We start from the raw sequence: 14,462 nt of genomic DNA, 5'->3' as shown, positions 1-14,462 counted from the left end.
TTCAGGATTTACAGGATTACTCCAGATCAATTCTTTAATCTTGTTAATCCTGTCTATTGCTTTTTGGAGAATATAAAAGATGTCGATGGCGGATCGTGACGGCGTCATCTGGTACGACGGCAAGCTGGTGCCGTGGCGCGAGGCGACCACCCATGTGCTGACCCACACGCTGCACTACGGGATGGGTGTGTTCGAAGGCGTGCGCGCGTACAAAACGCCGAAGGGCCCGGCGATCTTCCGGTTGGCGGCGCACATCGACCGGCTGTTCCGCTCGGCGCATATCCTGTGCATGAAGATTCCTTACGATAAGCACACGCTGATCGAGGCCACGCGCGAGTCGGTGCGCAGCAACAAACTGGATTCGGCCTACATCCGCCCGATGTGTTTTTACGGAGCCGAAGGCATGGGCCTGCGCGCCGACAACCTCAAGGTGCACGTCATCATCGCCGCCTGGAACTGGGGCGCCTATTTGGGTGAAGACGGCCAGAAAAACGGCATTCGCGTGCGCACGGCGTCCATCAACCGGCATCACGTCAACATCACCATGTGTCGCGCCAAGGCGAACGGCAACTACATGAACTCCATGATGGCCTTTCGCGAGGCGCTCTCCGCCGGTTGCGACGAAGCCCTGCTGCTCGACACCGAAGGCTATGTCTCCGAGGGCAGCGGAGAGAATATTTTTATCGTGCGTGACGGCGTGATGTATACCCCGGATCTGACCACGGCGCTCGACGGCATCACCCGCGCCACCATCATTCAGCTGGCCGCCGATCTCGGCGTCAAGGTGGTCGAGAAACGCATCACGCGCGACGAGGTCTATATCGCCGACGAGGCCTTCTTCACCGGCACCGCCGCCGAGGTGACCCCGATCCGCGAACTCGACGGCCGCACCATCGGGCCCGGTAAGCGTGGACCGGTCACCGAGAAACTTCAGTCACTCTATTTCGAAATCGTGCACGGACGCGGTGCGAAATATCCCGAGTGGCTGACGCCGGTCGGGTGAGGACTGAGTGCTAAGTCCTAAGTCCTCAGCACTTGTCAGGAGAATGTCATTGGTACACAAAACGACAAGCACGCCAAAGTCCGACAGCGGCAACATTGAGCCCAACGCGCAGAACCGCTATGAGGTCACGCGCGCGGATCTCCCGCTTTCCTGTCCCATGCCCGGCATGTCGCTGTGGAATTCACATCCGCGCGTCTATCTCCCGATCGAAAACAGCGGTGAGGAGCGCTGCATGTATTGCGGGGCGGTGTTCGTGCTCAAGGATTGATTCCTGCGCCTGGTCCTGGCTGGCGCCTGTCCCTAGGGGTATTTTTTTGTTGCTGGGCGGGTTATTTCCAGTCAGTTAATTTTCTGCTTTTCTTTTTCCGGTTGAACCCGACTCTGGTACTGCCTAGAATCTTGCCGACTCGAATGTTAATGGCCGGATGATCAGTTACGAAGATTCTTTCGTCATGCGTGATAATTAAATTAACAACCACGTGGCAAGCCTGGCAGAACGTTTCCTCGTCGTGGGCCCGGCCTGGGTCGGCGACATGGTGCTCGCGCAAAGCCTGTTTATTTTCCTTAAACAGCGTCATCCCGGTTCCCGAATCGAAGTCCTTGCCCCGGGCTGGACACGCGCGCTGCTCGAGCGCATGCCCGAAGTGGATGAGGCCATCGCGCTGGACATCGGCCATGGCGAATTGAAACTCGGCGCGCGCCTGCGGCTCGGACGCCAGCTGCGTAAGCGCCGCTACGACCGCGCCATCGTTTTACCCAATTCATTCAAATCCGCGCTGGTTCCTTTTGCCGCGCGCGCCCGCGTGCGCACCGGATTTACCGGTGAACTGCGTTACGGACTGCTCAACGATATTCGCCGACTCGATCAGGATAAATTCCCCCGCACCGTGGACCGGTTCGTCGCGCTCGCGCTCGCGCCGGACGAGCCGCTCCCGGAAATACCGTCGCCGCGGATCCGCGCGGACGTCGACAAGGCCCGCATGGCGCTGGCGCGGCTGGTGAGGAGCCTGCCGGTGAAGCCGGTGTTGGGGCTGTGCCCCGGCGCGGAGTATGGTCCGGCCAAGCGCTGGCCCGCGGAATATTACGCCGACGTGGCCAAGGCGAAACTCGATGAGGGTTGGGAGGTCTGGCTGTTCGGATCGGAAAACGATGCCCCGGTATCCGGCGCCATTCAGTCATTGACCGGAAATCGCTGCCTCGATCTCAGCGGCAAGACCACGCTCAGCGAGGCGATTGACCTGATGTCGTTGACCACGGCGGTGGTGACCAACGATTCGGGACTCATGCACGTTGCGGCGGCGCTGGGGCGCGCGTTGATTGCCATCTACGGCTCGACCGACCCCGGTCACACCCCGCCCATGAGCGAGGAGGCGTCGATTTTGTATCTGAGTGTCGAGTGCAGTCCCTGTTTCGAGCGCGAGTGCCCGTTCGGTCATTATCGATGTCTGCGTGATATCATGCCCGCCGCCGTGCTCCATACGCTTTACCGCCTGGCCGGGCCGAAAGGCACCGCGGTGGAAATCAGACCATGAAAGTCAGCGGGTTCACCTTCGTGCGCAATGGCACGCTGCTCGGCTATCCCTTCATCGAAAGCATCCGCTCGGTGCTGCCGATTTGCGACGAGTTCGTGGTGGCGGTGGCGCGGGGCGATGACGACACGCCGGAGCGCCTGCGCGCGCTGGCGCGGGAGGAGCCCAAGCTGCGCACGATCGAGACGCAGTGGAATGAGTCCATGACCGACCGGGGATACGTCTACGCGCAACAGAAGATGATCGCGCAGTTCAATTGCGCCGGTGACTGGGCGTTTTACCTGGAAGGGGATGAGGTGGTGCACGAAAGCGATTTGCCTGCGATCCGGGCCGCCATGGAGCGGCACGCGGACAATCCCGGGGTCGAAGCCCTGGTTTTCGACTATTACCATTTTTTCGGCGGCAGCGAATGGATCGCGGTCAGTCCGGGCTGGTACCGCCGGGCGCCGCGCATCATCCGGAACAGCATTCGCAACTACTCGCCCGACGGCCTGTTTTTTGTCGTCATGGATCACAATAAGCGCGGACGCTACCCGTATGCGGCGCTGGCCGGTGCCCATATCTATCACTATGGTCATGCGCGCCGGCAGGATCGCATGCGCGAAAAAATCCAGCGCGTCAGCCGCTACTGGGGCCACGCGCCGCCCGCGTTCAATTCCTACACCATCGATCCGCAGGCATTGCGCTGTTTTGAGGGCACGCATCCGGCAATCATGCGGGATTGGCTGGCGCGCGAAGTGGAAACCTCGTTCGTTCCGGACCCCGGCCATTCGCCGACGCGACGCGAGCGCAAGCACCGGTGGCTCATGTCGCTGGAGCGCGCCTTCGGCTGGGAATTGAGCAAGCGACATTACCGGATCGTAAAGGGCGCCTAGCATGGCCTGGCGTGACACCGTCTGGTCACGGCGAATCGACGCGACGGGCAAGGGCCTGGCCGTGATTTCCATATTCTCATTGCCGTTCTCGACAACCCTTTTTGCAGTGGCAAGCTCGCTATCGGTTCTGGCCTGGCTCGCCACCGGTGACTGGGCCGGTAAGCTATTCCGAATCTGGGAGAATCCGGTGGCACGTTACGCGATCGTGTTCTTCGGGCTGCTATGCCTGGGTGGGCTTTATTCGAGCGCAGGGTTTGAGGACGTCCGCGCCGTGCTCGGCAAGTACAGTAAGCTGCTGTACATTCCGGTCGTGATTTCTATCCTGGACCAGACCGAGTGGCGGACACGCGCGTACGCGTCGTTCGTGGTCTCGATGGGGTTCGTGCTGCTGCTCTCCTACGCAAAATTGCTCGGACTTTTGCCTCCGGATGCCTTTGCCGAAGATTATTCCATCGCCAAGACCCACATCCTTCACGGGGTGCTCATGGCCCTGTTGCTCTATCTCCTATTGAGCTGGGCGCTGCGCCATCCACGCTGGCGCTGGCCGTGCGTGCTCGGCGCGGTACTTACCGCCTACAATCTGTTTTTCATGACCTCGGGACGCACCGGCTGGGTGGTGTTTTTCGTGCTCGTGGGAGCGCTGTGCTTGCAGCAGTGGCGCTGGCGCGGAGCCATGATTGCGTCGTTGTTGGCCGTGACGCTGGTGGGTTTGCTGTATGCCACGTCCGCCGTGTTCGAGGAGCGCGTGCATCTGGCCGTCAATGAGATTCACGAATTCAGTTCCTCCGTCGATCGAAAATCTAACGCGAGTACCGAGGGCGGCGTCAGTCTTCGTCTCGAGCATTACCTCAATACTTTGACATTGATCGCGCGCCATCCCGTTTTCGGCGGCGGCACGGGGAGCTGGAAAAAGGAATACGCCGAGCTTGTCTCCGGCCGCGAGACAATCAAGCTTTCCGACGCGCACAATGAATATCTCATGATCGCGACGCAATTGGGCCTGGCGGGACTGGTGGTTTATCTCGTGATGCTAATCCGCCAGTGGCGGGCAACCGCGGCCCTGACACCGGACTGGCGGGTGCTGGCGCAGGGCATCGTGGCGATGATGGCGGTGGCGGGGCTGTTCAATACCTCGCTGCTTTATACCCACGAGGGCAAGGTCTATACCGTGATGGCCGGCGTGGTGTTCGCGGCCTTGCCGCGCCGCCGCGCCACGCCCTCAACGCCGGAATCCGTGTGAACCGGTAATGGCCAGACTTTCCGTCGTCATCATCACGCTCAACGAGGCCGACAACATCCGCGACTGTCTCGAGAGCGTGCGGTGGGCGGACGAGATCGTCGTTCTCGATTCGGGTTCCACCGACGGTACCGTGAGCATATGCCGCGAGTACACCGGCCAGGTCCACGTCAACGCCAACTGGCAGGGCTTCGGCGCGCAGAAAAATCGCGCGCTGACTCATGCGACCGGCGAATGGGTGCTGTCGCTGGACGCGGACGAGCGGGTCACCGGGAATTTGCGCGCGGAGATTCAGGCGGCGTTGCGCGAACCGGGCAGGGTGAGCGCATTCGAAATCCCGCGCCTGTCGGTCTTTTGCGGGCGTGAAATCCGCCATGGCGATTGGTGGCCGGATTACGTGGCGCGCCTGTTCCGGCGAACCGCGGCGCGCTTCAGCGATGACATCGTCCATGAACGGTTGCTGTTCGACGGTCATCCCGGAAGGCTCGTGAATCCGTTGTCACATCTCGCGTATCATAGCCTCGATCAGTTGCTGGAAAAACTCAATCGGTATACGAGCGCCGGCGCGCGCGCCATGTATCAGAAAGGGCGTCGCGGCGGTATAGGGCGCGCCCTGACACACGGTCTGTGGTCATTCGTGCGCGCGTATCTGTTCCGCCGCGGTTTCCTGGACGGTCGCGAGGGCATCATCCTGGCGGTTGCCGGCGCGCAGTCGTCCTACTACCGCTATCTGAAGTTGATGTACCTGGAGCAGACGATCGGCACGCGCATCGACGATCGGTGACCCGGTTCACCCGGGCGGATGAGCAGCCAGGCCGCGCCGGCCGCCGGCTGACGCCGGCGATGATCCCGGTTTTTCGGTGAAAATATCCATGAGGTGTTGGCCGCTGTGCTCCACACGCAGGGCGGCACCGCCCTCGCACGCGCGGCTGGCGTAGACGTCGTACTGCTTCCGGACGGTTTCCACGGCCACTTGGAGCGATGCCGGTGAGAAATCCTTCACGGTCAGTCCGGCTCCGTAGCGCTCCACCAGCCGACCCATCCAGGTGCCGGCAGTCGTGATGACGGGCGCGCCCAACGACAGGGCATCCAGCGTGATGCCGCTCACGCGGTCGCTAAAATCCTGCCGGCGATACGGTTGCAAACAGACAGCCCCGGCATAAAGCGCGGCGTAATCTTCCTTCGACAGGGTTTCCGGCCGGATCGTCAGGCGCGGATAGCCGATCCGCTCCAGCCGTGCGAGATCGTCCGCGGTTTTGGAATCGTAACGGTGCTGGTGGTCGGGCGATGTCTGCACGATGACCGGCAGATTTGATCCCGAGGCGGCGAGGCGCGCGACAAAATCCACGACGGCCGCGATCCCCTTGTCCTGGCGCGCGGCCCCGGCATAGAGCACATGCGTGAACGGAACGGCGCGGGGAAACGGATGCGGCGTAAGCGGATACGGAGCCATGCGCGCATCGGCGAAACCGCTGTCGCGCAGGATTTTGGCCACGGTTTCGGTGGGCCCCAGTACCGTCAGCTGCGGCTGCTTCCGCGCCAACCGCGCGAGAGAACGCAACCGCTCCGGTGAGGAACGCAGCCAGTGGAAATAGAGGATCACCTTTCCGGGCGGTATCGGTTTTCTCGCGGCCCAATGGAGCAGGATCAGGTCGGTTCTCCCGGCGGTCGGGAGGAACAACCGCCCGGTCCCGGCGAGCAAAGCGCGATAGAGCAGAAAGGCTTGGAGCTTGCGGAATCGCCGGTGAAAATAGGGCCGGACGCTCGCGCCTGACGCCACGAAATGCCGCAGGCGGGCCTTGCGGCCCACCCAGAAGACAACCGGAAAAGGCCGGTCCCTCGCGAGGAATACGGATTCGAGGAAACTGAGACAGTGACCGGTCTCATCCTGCAGCGTGGGCTCGACAACGTGTAGGGTTTCAGCTTTGTCCATGTCCGGGCCACGCCGCCTTGGCACGACCGTCGCGTGTTGAATCGTGACGCGACGACGATCAGTTACAATAGGGAAGGAACCGGAGTGTACACAGTTCCCGGCATGCCGTGAATATCGCCGGCCTTATTATGAAGAGAATCGATGCGCCATGGTGGCTGTCTCTACAATCAAATCAAGCCCGGCATGCGTGCAAGAAAAATTAACATGGAATTCGCCGATCATTATTTGCCGGCCGAATCGTCCCGGTCGCGAGACGGTGCGCACCCGTTGATACACCGAAACCCGAAACCGCACGGGCGTCAACCATGACGGCGACCGCCGCGGCTCCCCAACGCATCCTGCTCATCGCGACCCGACAGGTCGGCGATGTGCTGCTGGTAACGCCGTTGCTCAGGTCGTTGCGGCGCGCTTATCCGGCGGCGGTCATCGACGCACTGGTGTACACGAACAAGGGTGGAATGCTCGAAGGCAATCCGGATTGCAATACGGTCATCGAAAGCGACGAGCATCCCGACCTGGCGGGTTACCGCGCGCTCGCGCGGCGCATTTTTCGCCGTTACGATCTGGCGCTCACCACCCAGGCCAACGACCGCGGGCATTTTTATGCGCTGCTCGCGTCGTCCCGGCGTATCGGCATCGTCCCGGACAATGGCTGGAAGAGCGCGTGGAAACGCTGGTCCTGCGAGGCGGTGACGGTGCTCGACGACGTGACCACCCACACGGTCGTGCAAAACCTGCGTCTGGCCGATTTGCTTGCGATCGCCCGTCATTACGAAGTGGTCCCGCCGCAAGTTCCGAATGCCGCGGACGCGGTCCGTCCCCACCTGTTGCAAACCCTGGCCCCGGGAACGTACGCGGTGGTGCATCCTTACCCGATGTGGCGTTACAAGCGCTGGACCCGCGCGGGCTGGGTCGCGCTCATCGCGCACCTCCGCACTCGAGGACTCGACGTCGTTCTGACCGGAGGTCCGGACGCGGACGAGCGCGCGTTCTGTGCTTCACTTGCTAAGTCGTTTGACACCGGTGTGGCAAGCCTGGCGGGTACGACCGGCTTCGGCGCGATCACGCCGTTGCTGCGCTCCGCGGCGATCTTTGTCGGGCCGGATACCTCCGTGACGCATCAGGCGGCCGCCGTGGGTGTGCCAGTGGTGGCCATCTACGGGCCGACCAACCCGGTGAAGTGGGGACCATGGCCGGCGCACGGAAACAGCGATCCCAGCCCCTATGCCATGCTCAACCGCCCCTGGCAGCACGCGGGCAATGTATTGCTGGTGCAGGGGATCGCCGAATGCATGCCGTGCCGCATGGAGGGATGCGAGCGGCACAAGGAAAGTTACAGCCGTTGCCTGGACGATCTTCCGGCGGCGATGGTGATCACCGCGGTGGAGCAGGCCTTGGCTGACGGTGCCGGGAGGCAGAGTGGCCGACAGTAGGATAACGATTGGCCGGCATCCGTCCGCGTCGCGCGTGCACCGATCGGGTTTGGCAGGGCATGCAGCTGCTGATCGTTAAAACTTCTTCATTGGGCGATGTCGTCCACAATCTGCCGGTGGTGGCGGACATGCTCGCGCAGTCACCCGGGACTGAAATAGACTGGGTGGTGGAGGAAGATTTTGCCGACATCCCGGCCATGCATCCTCGCGTCCGGCGGGTGATCCCCGTGGGCATGCGTCGTTGGCGTCGTCGACTGATGGCACCCGCCACGTGGCGCGATATCGCGCGTTTCCGCCGTGATCTTCAGACCAAAACCTATGACATCGTGCTCGATTCTCAGGGATTGTTGAAAAGCGCGTTGCTGGCGCGCCTGGCACGCGGCCCGACCCGCGGGCCGGGCCGAACCACGGCGCGTGAATCGCTGGCCGCGTGTTTTTACGATCAGGCATTTCACGTCGCGCGCGGGCGCCACGCGGTCGAACGCAACCGCGATCTCGCCGCGCAGGCATTGGGATATCCGCTGCCGCAAAGCCCACCCGATTACGGCATCCGCCCCCCCGAGATAACATCTCCATTTTCCGTTCCCGGAAAAAGCATCGTCGGGTTGCACGCCACGAGCCGTGCCAGCAAACGCTGGCCGGACGCGCAGTGGATTGAACTGGGAAATAAACTGGCCGGCCGGGGAATGCCGTTGTTACTCCCGTGGGGAAGTCCGGATGAGCAGCGGCATGCCCAAAAGCTTGCGCAGCAACTGGCGAATGCCGTCGTATTGCCGCGGCTGGGCCTGCGCGAACTGGCCGCGCTCATGGGCCGCGCGCCGGCCGTGGTGGGCGTGGACACCGGGCTGGTGCACCTTAGTGCGGCCCTCGAGCGCCCGACGGTGGCGATTTTTACCGACACCTCGCCGACGCTCACCGGCGTGGTCGCGGCCCGGCCGGAACGGGTGCGTAATGTAGGCGATTCCCGGCAGATTCCCAATGCGGAGTCGGTCTGGCAGGCGCTGACGGAATTGAAGGTCGTGTGATGCGTGACTTATATATATGGTTACTGCGTCTGCTGCTGCCATTGGTGCTGGTGCGCCTGTGCTGGCGCGGACTGAGCAACCCGGATTACTGGAAACGAATCAAGGAGCGTTTCGGATTCATCGCGCCGCTGTCGACCGCGCGCGTCATCTGGATTCACGCCGTGTCCGTCGGGGAAGTGCGCGCGACCGTGCCGCTCGTGCGTGAACTCATGTCACGTTATCCCGATTACACAATACTCATTACCACCATGACACCAACCGGCTCGGCGCAGGTCAGGCAACTCTTCGACGATTCGGTGGCGCATTGTTACGTCCCTTACGACTATCCCTCGGCGGTCAGCCGCTTTCTCGACCGTACCCGGCCCGCGCTGGCGATCATCATGGAAACCGAGCTGTGGCCGAATATTTTTCATCTGTGCCGTGAGCGTTCCATTCCGGTGTTCGTCACCAACGTGCGCCTGTCATTGCCCTCGACGGACAAGTACCGGCGATTCGCCGGTCTGGTGCGCACGACATTGCAGCAGGTGAACCGTTTTGCGGCGCAATCGCATGCGGACGCGGAACGGCTGTATGCTCTCGGGGCGGCGCCGGAGTCGGTGGAGGTGACCGGGAGCATCAAATTCGAGCTGAACGGCGGCGCGAGCCTGCGGGAATCCGCGGAAGTGCTGCGGCTGGCCTGGGGACAGGGTCGGCCGGTGTGGCTGGCCGCGAGCACGCACGCCAGCGAGGAAGAGATGGTCTTGGCGGCGCTGGCGGAGCTGAAGCAACAACCGCGATTTGCTGACATGCTGCTGGTGCTCGTGCCGCGCCATCCCGAACGATTTTCCTCGGTGGCCAAATTATGCCGCAAGCAGGGATTTCAGACCGCGCTGCGCAGTGACACCCCCGGCGCCGTGGATCCCGCGGTGGAGATTCTGGTCGGTGACACCATGGGTGAATTGCCATTGTTTTTCGCCGCGGCCGACTGCGCCTTTATCGGCGGGAGCCTGGTTCCGATCGGCGGGCATAACCTGCTCGAGGCCTCGGCCGTGGGCAAGCCCGTCGTCTTCGGGCCGCACATGTTCAACTTTCAGGAGATCAGCCTGATGACGCTGGAGCGCGGGGCCGGCGTGCAGATCAGGACTCCGGCGCAGCTCGCGCCCGCGGTTTCCGATTTTCTCGGCAATGCCAACCGCCGCGACCGCGCCGGCGAAGCCGGAAGAAAAATGGTGGAAGAAAACCGCGGCGCGCTCGCGGCCAACATGCGCCTGATTGAACAGCTAATTAAATAAATGGACAGGATTCTCAGGATTAACAGGATTAAAAAGCTGAAATTGCAAGACTAATCGCATCCTGTATATTTTTTCGCGCTAGTTTTAGTCACCGCACTTTGTTTTGTTAAATACTTTTGGTCTTGTGGTTTTTGAAGTAATCCTGTTAATCCTGTTAATCCTGTAAATCCTGTAAATCCTGTCGATTCGTTCTTTTCAATGAAGCGTCTGCGGCTCGGGTTTTGACTCGGGCGGCGACGGCGAGGCGTGGTGCAATATCATGCGCCAGCCGTTTTCGGTCAGGCGATAAACGTTGGTGGCCTGGACCGGCGAGCCCGGCGCCCGGTTCTTGATGCGGATGTGTTCCTCCACGATATGGATCGCGAGTTCGCCGTTCTGGGTGCGGGAACTTTCTTTGATCATGAATTGCATGTCCGGCGCGTTGCGAAACAGCGCTTCCCAGGATTCACGAATCGCCTCCGGCCCCCGGAGTATCGGACCGAGCGGATGGATGCAACTGATGTTTTCGTGCGCGGCCCACACCGCCATCATGGCGTCGGCGTCGCGCTTGATGAACGCGGCGTAAAACGCGCTTTCGGCTTCCTGCGGGGTGTCGAAGCGGGCCTCGCTCATTGCAGCCATCCGTTGATCTGCACCAGGTCAGTTTCACTCAGGGTTCCCGCCGCCAGCTTCAGGCGCAGCAGGTTGAGCAGGTAATCATACCGCGCGGAGGCCAGATCGCGCTTGGCGCGGAACAGGTCGCGGCTGGCATCCAGCACCTCGAGATTGGTGTTGACGCCGGCGGCAAAGCCCTCGGTTTTGGCCGCCAGCGCGGATTCGCCGGCCGTCACCGCCTGCAACAGGGCCGTGACTTTGGCCGCGCCGCCCGCCACCCCGAGGTAGGCGGCGCGCGTGCTGCGCTCGATCTGGCGCCGGCTCGCCTCGAGTTCCTGTTGCGCGGCGTCGAAGCGATGCGACGCTTCCTCGGTGCGCGCGCTGACGAGTCCGCCTTGATACAGCGGCACGTTCAATTGTAACCCCACCACGGTGTTGTCGCTGCGGATCCCGGTGCCGGTGATGCTGCCGTCGGCGTCATTGCGCGTGCGCGTGCCGACCAGGTCGAGCGTGGGATAGTGCCCGGCCTGCAGGCGCTTCACTTCCTCGCGCGCGCTTTCCGCGGCTTCCCGTTTCGCCAGCAGCGAATAATTCTGCGCCACCGATTGCTCCACCCACTGGTCGATGTCCGCGGGTTCGGGCGTCACCAGCGGCATGGCGGTTCCCACCCTCGACAGCGTCCCGGGGGCGCGGGCGATGAGTTCGCGCAGCGCCTCGCGCTGGTCCTGTAACTGGTTATCGGCCTCGATCTCCTGGGCCGAGGCGATTTCATAACGCGCCCGCGCGTCGTGCACGTCGGTGATGGTGGTGAGGCCGACCTTGAGCCGGCCCTCGGCCGATTCGAGCTGGCGCTGAATCGTGCGCTTCTCGGCCCGGGCGAAATCGAGGCTGTCCTGCGCCGCGAGCAGCCCGAAGTAGGCCTCGGCCACGCGCCGCATCATGTCCTGCCCCGCGGCGGCGTACTCGGCCTCGGCCCGGCGCACCTCGGCCTTCGCCTGCTTCAGCCCGGCGAACACCACGCCGTTGTAAACCGGCTGGCTGAGGCTGAGCGAATATTCCGAGCTGGAGAATTCGAAGCGTCCCGACGGCCGTCCGGGAATGAACGCGTCGGTGACGGTTTCGGTGTCGTTGCGGTCGCGCGCCGCGCGGGCGTTGAGGGTCGGCATCAGGGTGGCGCGCGCCTGCGGCAGTTTCTGCAAGCCGGCGAGATAATTGGATTCGGCGGCGCGGAATTTCGGATCGTTTTGCCGCGCGAGATTATAAACCGCGACCAGGTCCTCCGCCTTGGCGCCGGCCGGCAGGAGCAGCAACGCCGCCAGCAGCACCGGCAAGCCTTTGCAAAATCGCTGGGTCAGCATCGTTCCGTGCCGGGTTGCTCAGTAGATCGGCATTATCGGGTCGACTTCGCGCGCCCAGGCGTCGAGGCCGCCCACCAGATTATGGAGATGGGTTAACCCGGCGCGTTCGAGGTACATCACCGCTTGCACGCTGCGAATGCCGTGATGACACAGCACGACGATCTCGGCGTCGCGGGCAATTCCTCCGCGCGCGCCGGAATCTCGCCCAGGGAGAGGGTGATGGCCCCCGGCATCCGGCAGGCGTCCCATTCCCACGGCTCGCGCACGTCGAGCAAGACAGGCGGAGCGTTGTCCTCGCCAAGCCGTTTCTCGAGCTCGTTGACGGTCATTTGCCGGATCATGGAATGTTTACAAAACCTCTGAAATATGAATTTTCGCCACAGAGTACACAGAGATCACAGAGGAGTACCCCGGTAGATTTTCATGATTTCTCTCTCAGGACCAACAAGATTTTTACTTAAAAATTTTTGATCCTGTAAATCCTGTTAATCCTGTCTATTCATCAGAACACGAACCGGGAAGGTTCGATGGCATTGCGCAGCGGCGGGAGGCTGGTTTCGAACAGCGACTGTTCCTGGAACGAACGCGTATCAAGACGCCGGATGCGTTTGACCTCCATCGCGGGATGTTGGCCCACAATGGCAATCAGGCGCCCGCCGGGAGCCAGGGTATCGCGAAAGGCATGCGGCAGAATCGGCAGCGACCCGGTGATGAGAATCGCGTTGTAGGGTGGCTGACGGTCCCAGCCGCGCGCGCCGTCGCCGATTTCAAGCGTGACGTTGCGCACGCCGTGCTGCGCCAGCCGGCTGCCCGCGGCGGCGGAAAATTCCGGGCGGATTTCAACACTCACCACTTCCCGGCACAGGTTCGCGAGCAGCGCGGCCATGTAACCGCTGCCGGTGCCGATTTCGAGTATCTTGTCCTGCGGGTCGATTTCCAGTTCCTGCAGCAGGCGAGCTTCAAGTTTCGGCGCCAGCATCACCTCACCGTGGCCGAGCGGAATATTCATGTCGACATAAGCAATGTTGCGGCTCGCGGCGGGCACGTAATCTTCGCGCGGCATGCGGGCGATGAGATCGAGCACGGTTTGATCGATTACTTCCCACGTCCGGACTTGACGCTGGATCATGTTCCGACGCGCCTCATCGAAATTCATGGCGGACATAGACATAAAACTCACGAAAAACTGGGGTAAAGGGCTGACTAGCCTAAGCAGTTTGGCCGGGGCGCGCAAGGTTGAAGCATAAATATCAATCATAAACCGGGGCCGCGGTTGCAATCCCTGCACGAATCCTTTAGCTTGAAACCATCTGTGTGAGCTAGGGGTGCTGGCTGGTGGCCAGCTGAGATACACCCTTCGAACCTGAACCGGTTAATCCCGGCGTAGGAAAGCTATCCGACGCTTCTTCAGTTTCACCCCGCGCTCATACCCTTGTTTATTTGTATTGAGAGAGGTAGTTCCATGAGCGCCAACCCGAAAGATTTTCTGCAGCCGACCTCCACACTTTCCGCCGAGGCCATCCGTCCGTTCCCGGCCTCGCGCAAGATTTACCTGCAGGGTTCGCGCCCTGACCTCAAGGTTGGCATGCGTGAAGTCACGCTAAGCCCCACGCCCTCGAGCCACGGCGCCGAGGAAAATCCGCCTATTACGGTGTACGACACCTCCGGACCGTATACCGATCCCGCGGCACGTATCGACCTGCGTGCCGGTCTCGCGGCCCTGCGCGAGCCGTGGATTCTGGAGCGCCACGACACGGTGCAGCTCGACGGCCCCAGCTCCGAATTCGGCCGCACGCGCGCCCGCGACCCGAGGACGGCGAGCCTGCGCTTCGAGCACATTCGCACGCCGCAGCGCGCCAAACCGGGCGCGAACGTCTCGCAGATGCATTACGCGCGCCAGGGCATGATCACGCCCGAGATGGAATACATCGCCATCCGCGAGACCCTGCGGCTGAACGAGCTGCGCAAAGATCCGCGCTACGCCAAGCTCCTCCGGCAGCATCGCGGAACGCATTGGGGCGCGCATTCTGACGCACAGGGACGTGCTAATGTCGCGGGAGGCAGGATGCCGGGAGCGACCGATGAAATCACCCCCGAGTTCGTGCGCGCGGAAGTCGCGCGCGGGCGCGCCATCATCCCCAACAACATCAACCACCCGGAATCCGAGCCGATGATCATCGGCCGCAATTTCCTGGTGAAGATCA

At 62.1% G+C, this 14,462-nt stretch carries 14 protein-coding genes, 1 pseudogene and 1 riboswitch; of the genes and pseudogenes, 10 read left to right on the top strand and 5 right to left on the bottom strand.

Annotated features, from left to right (window positions below; all coding sequences use genetic code 11):
* The first annotated feature begins 79 nt into the window (after nucleotides 1–79).
* From WD823_RS08415 to WD823_RS08390, 6 genes are all read left to right on the top strand, one after another.
* Complete coding sequence (locus WD823_RS08415; RefSeq protein WP_368429046.1) at nucleotides 80–1,003, top strand: branched-chain amino acid transaminase; 924 nt, start codon at nucleotides 80–82, stop codon at nucleotides 1,001–1,003.
* A gap of 94 nt (nucleotides 1,004–1,097) precedes the next feature.
* Entirely contained in the window at nucleotides 1,098–1,271 is a 174-nt protein-coding gene (locus WD823_RS08410) for a zinc-finger domain-containing protein (RefSeq protein WP_368429307.1), read from the top strand.
* A gap of 211 nt (nucleotides 1,272–1,482) precedes the next feature.
* Nucleotides 1,483–2,535 carry a lipopolysaccharide heptosyltransferase II gene (gene waaF, locus WD823_RS08405; RefSeq protein WP_368429045.1) on the top strand — a complete coding sequence of 351 codons (1,053 nt, stop codon included), beginning with the start codon at nucleotides 1,483–1,485 and terminating at the stop codon, nucleotides 2,533–2,535.
* Nucleotides 2,532–3,407 (top strand): glycosyltransferase, encoded by an 876-nt coding sequence (locus tag WD823_RS08400; RefSeq protein WP_368429044.1) that lies wholly within the window; start codon nucleotides 2,532–2,534, stop codon nucleotides 3,405–3,407. Before waaF ends, WD823_RS08400 begins: the two co-directional genes overlap by 4 nt.
* A gap of 1 nt (nucleotide 3,408) precedes the next feature.
* Nucleotides 3,409–4,647 carry an O-antigen ligase family protein gene (locus tag WD823_RS08395; RefSeq protein ID WP_368429043.1) on the top strand — a complete coding sequence of 413 codons (1,239 nt, stop codon included), beginning with the start codon at nucleotides 3,409–3,411 and terminating at the stop codon, nucleotides 4,645–4,647.
* Nucleotides 4,648–4,654: 7 nt separating this feature from the next.
* Nucleotides 4,655–5,428 carry a glycosyltransferase family 2 protein gene (locus tag WD823_RS08390; protein ID WP_368429042.1) on the top strand — a complete coding sequence of 258 codons (774 nt, stop codon included), beginning with the start codon at nucleotides 4,655–4,657 and terminating at the stop codon, nucleotides 5,426–5,428.
* Nucleotides 5,429–5,434: 6 nt separating this feature from the next.
* Here the strand turns inward: WD823_RS08390 and WD823_RS08385 are convergent, their stop codons facing one another.
* A complete protein-coding gene (locus tag WD823_RS08385; protein ID WP_368429041.1) occupies nucleotides 5,435–6,577 on the bottom strand; it encodes a glycosyltransferase in 1,143 nt (380 codons plus the stop codon).
* Between the two features lie 305 nt (nucleotides 6,578–6,882).
* On the opposite strand from WD823_RS08385, the gene WD823_RS08380 reads away from it, so the two are divergent.
* Genes WD823_RS08380 through waaA form a run of 3 tightly spaced genes read left to right on the top strand, consistent with a single transcriptional unit; the run spans nucleotide 6,883 to nucleotide 10,306 of the window.
* Entirely contained in the window at nucleotides 6,883–8,010 is a 1,128-nt protein-coding gene (locus WD823_RS08380) for a glycosyltransferase family 9 protein (RefSeq protein WP_368429040.1), read from the top strand.
* A gap of 8 nt (nucleotides 8,011–8,018) precedes the next feature.
* The gene (gene waaC, locus WD823_RS08375; protein ID WP_368429039.1) at nucleotides 8,019–9,035 is read left to right on the top strand and encodes a lipopolysaccharide heptosyltransferase I; all 1,017 of its coding nucleotides are present in this window, start codon (nucleotides 8,019–8,021) and stop codon (nucleotides 9,033–9,035) included.
* Nucleotides 9,035–10,306 carry a lipid IV(A) 3-deoxy-D-manno-octulosonic acid transferase gene (gene waaA, locus WD823_RS08370; RefSeq protein WP_368429038.1) on the top strand — a complete coding sequence of 424 codons (1,272 nt, stop codon included), beginning with the start codon at nucleotides 9,035–9,037 and terminating at the stop codon, nucleotides 10,304–10,306. The genes waaC and waaA overlap by 1 nt, the downstream gene beginning before the upstream one ends.
* Before the next feature lie 195 nt (nucleotides 10,307–10,501).
* Here the strand turns inward: waaA and WD823_RS08365 are convergent, their stop codons facing one another.
* The 4 genes and pseudogenes from WD823_RS08365 to WD823_RS08350 all read right to left on the bottom strand — a co-directional run bounded on the left by WD823_RS08365 (nucleotide 10,502) and on the right by WD823_RS08350 (nucleotide 13,414).
* On the bottom strand, nucleotides 10,502–10,918 hold the full coding sequence (locus WD823_RS08365; protein WP_368429037.1) for a nuclear transport factor 2 family protein: 417 nt from the start codon (nucleotides 10,916–10,918) through the stop codon (nucleotides 10,502–10,504).
* Nucleotides 10,915–12,258, bottom strand: coding sequence for a TolC family outer membrane protein (locus WD823_RS08360; protein ID WP_368429036.1), 1,344 nt, complete (start codon nucleotides 12,256–12,258; stop codon nucleotides 10,915–10,917). Before WD823_RS08360 ends, WD823_RS08365 begins: the two co-directional genes overlap by 4 nt.
* An 18-nt stretch (nucleotides 12,259–12,276) precedes the next feature.
* A pseudogene (locus WD823_RS08355) lies at nucleotides 12,277–12,599 on the bottom strand (rhodanese-like domain-containing protein).
* A 161-nt stretch (nucleotides 12,600–12,760) separates the two neighbouring features.
* Nucleotides 12,761–13,414 carry a protein-L-isoaspartate O-methyltransferase gene (locus WD823_RS08350; RefSeq protein ID WP_368429035.1) on the bottom strand — a complete coding sequence of 218 codons (654 nt, stop codon included), beginning with the start codon at nucleotides 13,412–13,414 and terminating at the stop codon, nucleotides 12,761–12,763.
* A 155-nt stretch (nucleotides 13,415–13,569) separates the two neighbouring features.
* Nucleotides 13,570–13,665: riboswitch (TPP riboswitch) on the top strand.
* A gap of 55 nt (nucleotides 13,666–13,720) precedes the next feature.
* Here WD823_RS08350 and WD823_RS08345 point away from each other — a divergent pair.
* A partial coding sequence (locus WD823_RS08345) for a phosphomethylpyrimidine synthase ThiC (protein WP_368429034.1) occupies nucleotides 13,721–14,462 on the top strand: 742 nt, incomplete at its 3' end.

The organism is Sulfuricaulis sp., from assembly GCF_040901545.1.
GTDB lineage: Bacteria > Pseudomonadota > Gammaproteobacteria > Acidiferrobacterales > Sulfurifustaceae > Sulfuricaulis.
The sequence above is the reverse complement of the archived record's forward strand: the minus strand, read 5'-3'. Positions and strand labels throughout refer to the sequence as shown.

What these genes read in the sequence shown, in the direction of transcription:
- WD823_RS08415 (WP_368429046.1), top strand. Translation starts at nt 80, where the DNA reads ATGTCGATGGCGGATCGTGACGGCGTCATCTGGTACGACGGCAAGCTG.
- WD823_RS08365 (WP_368429037.1), bottom strand. Translation starts at nt 10,918, where the DNA reads ATGAGCGAGGCCCGCTTCGACACCCCGCAGGAAGCCGAAAGCGCGTTT.
- WD823_RS08360 (WP_368429036.1), bottom strand. Translation starts at nt 12,258, where the DNA reads ATGCTGACCCAGCGATTTTGCAAAGGCTTGCCGGTGCTGCTGGCGGCG.
- WD823_RS08350 (WP_368429035.1), bottom strand. Translation starts at nt 13,414, where the DNA reads ATGAATTTCGATGAGGCGCGTCGGAACATGATCCAGCGTCAAGTCCGG.
- WD823_RS08395 (WP_368429043.1), top strand. Translation starts at nt 3,409, where the DNA reads ATGGCCTGGCGTGACACCGTCTGGTCACGGCGAATCGACGCGACGGGC.
- WD823_RS08385 (WP_368429041.1), bottom strand. Translation starts at nt 6,577, where the DNA reads ATGGACAAAGCTGAAACCCTACACGTTGTCGAGCCCACGCTGCAGGAT.
- WD823_RS08380 (WP_368429040.1), top strand. Translation starts at nt 6,883, where the DNA reads ATGACGGCGACCGCCGCGGCTCCCCAACGCATCCTGCTCATCGCGACC.
- waaA (WP_368429038.1), top strand. Translation starts at nt 9,035, where the DNA reads ATGCGTGACTTATATATATGGTTACTGCGTCTGCTGCTGCCATTGGTG.
- WD823_RS08400 (WP_368429044.1), top strand. Translation starts at nt 2,532, where the DNA reads ATGAAAGTCAGCGGGTTCACCTTCGTGCGCAATGGCACGCTGCTCGGC.
- WD823_RS08390 (WP_368429042.1), top strand. Translation starts at nt 4,655, where the DNA reads ATGGCCAGACTTTCCGTCGTCATCATCACGCTCAACGAGGCCGACAAC.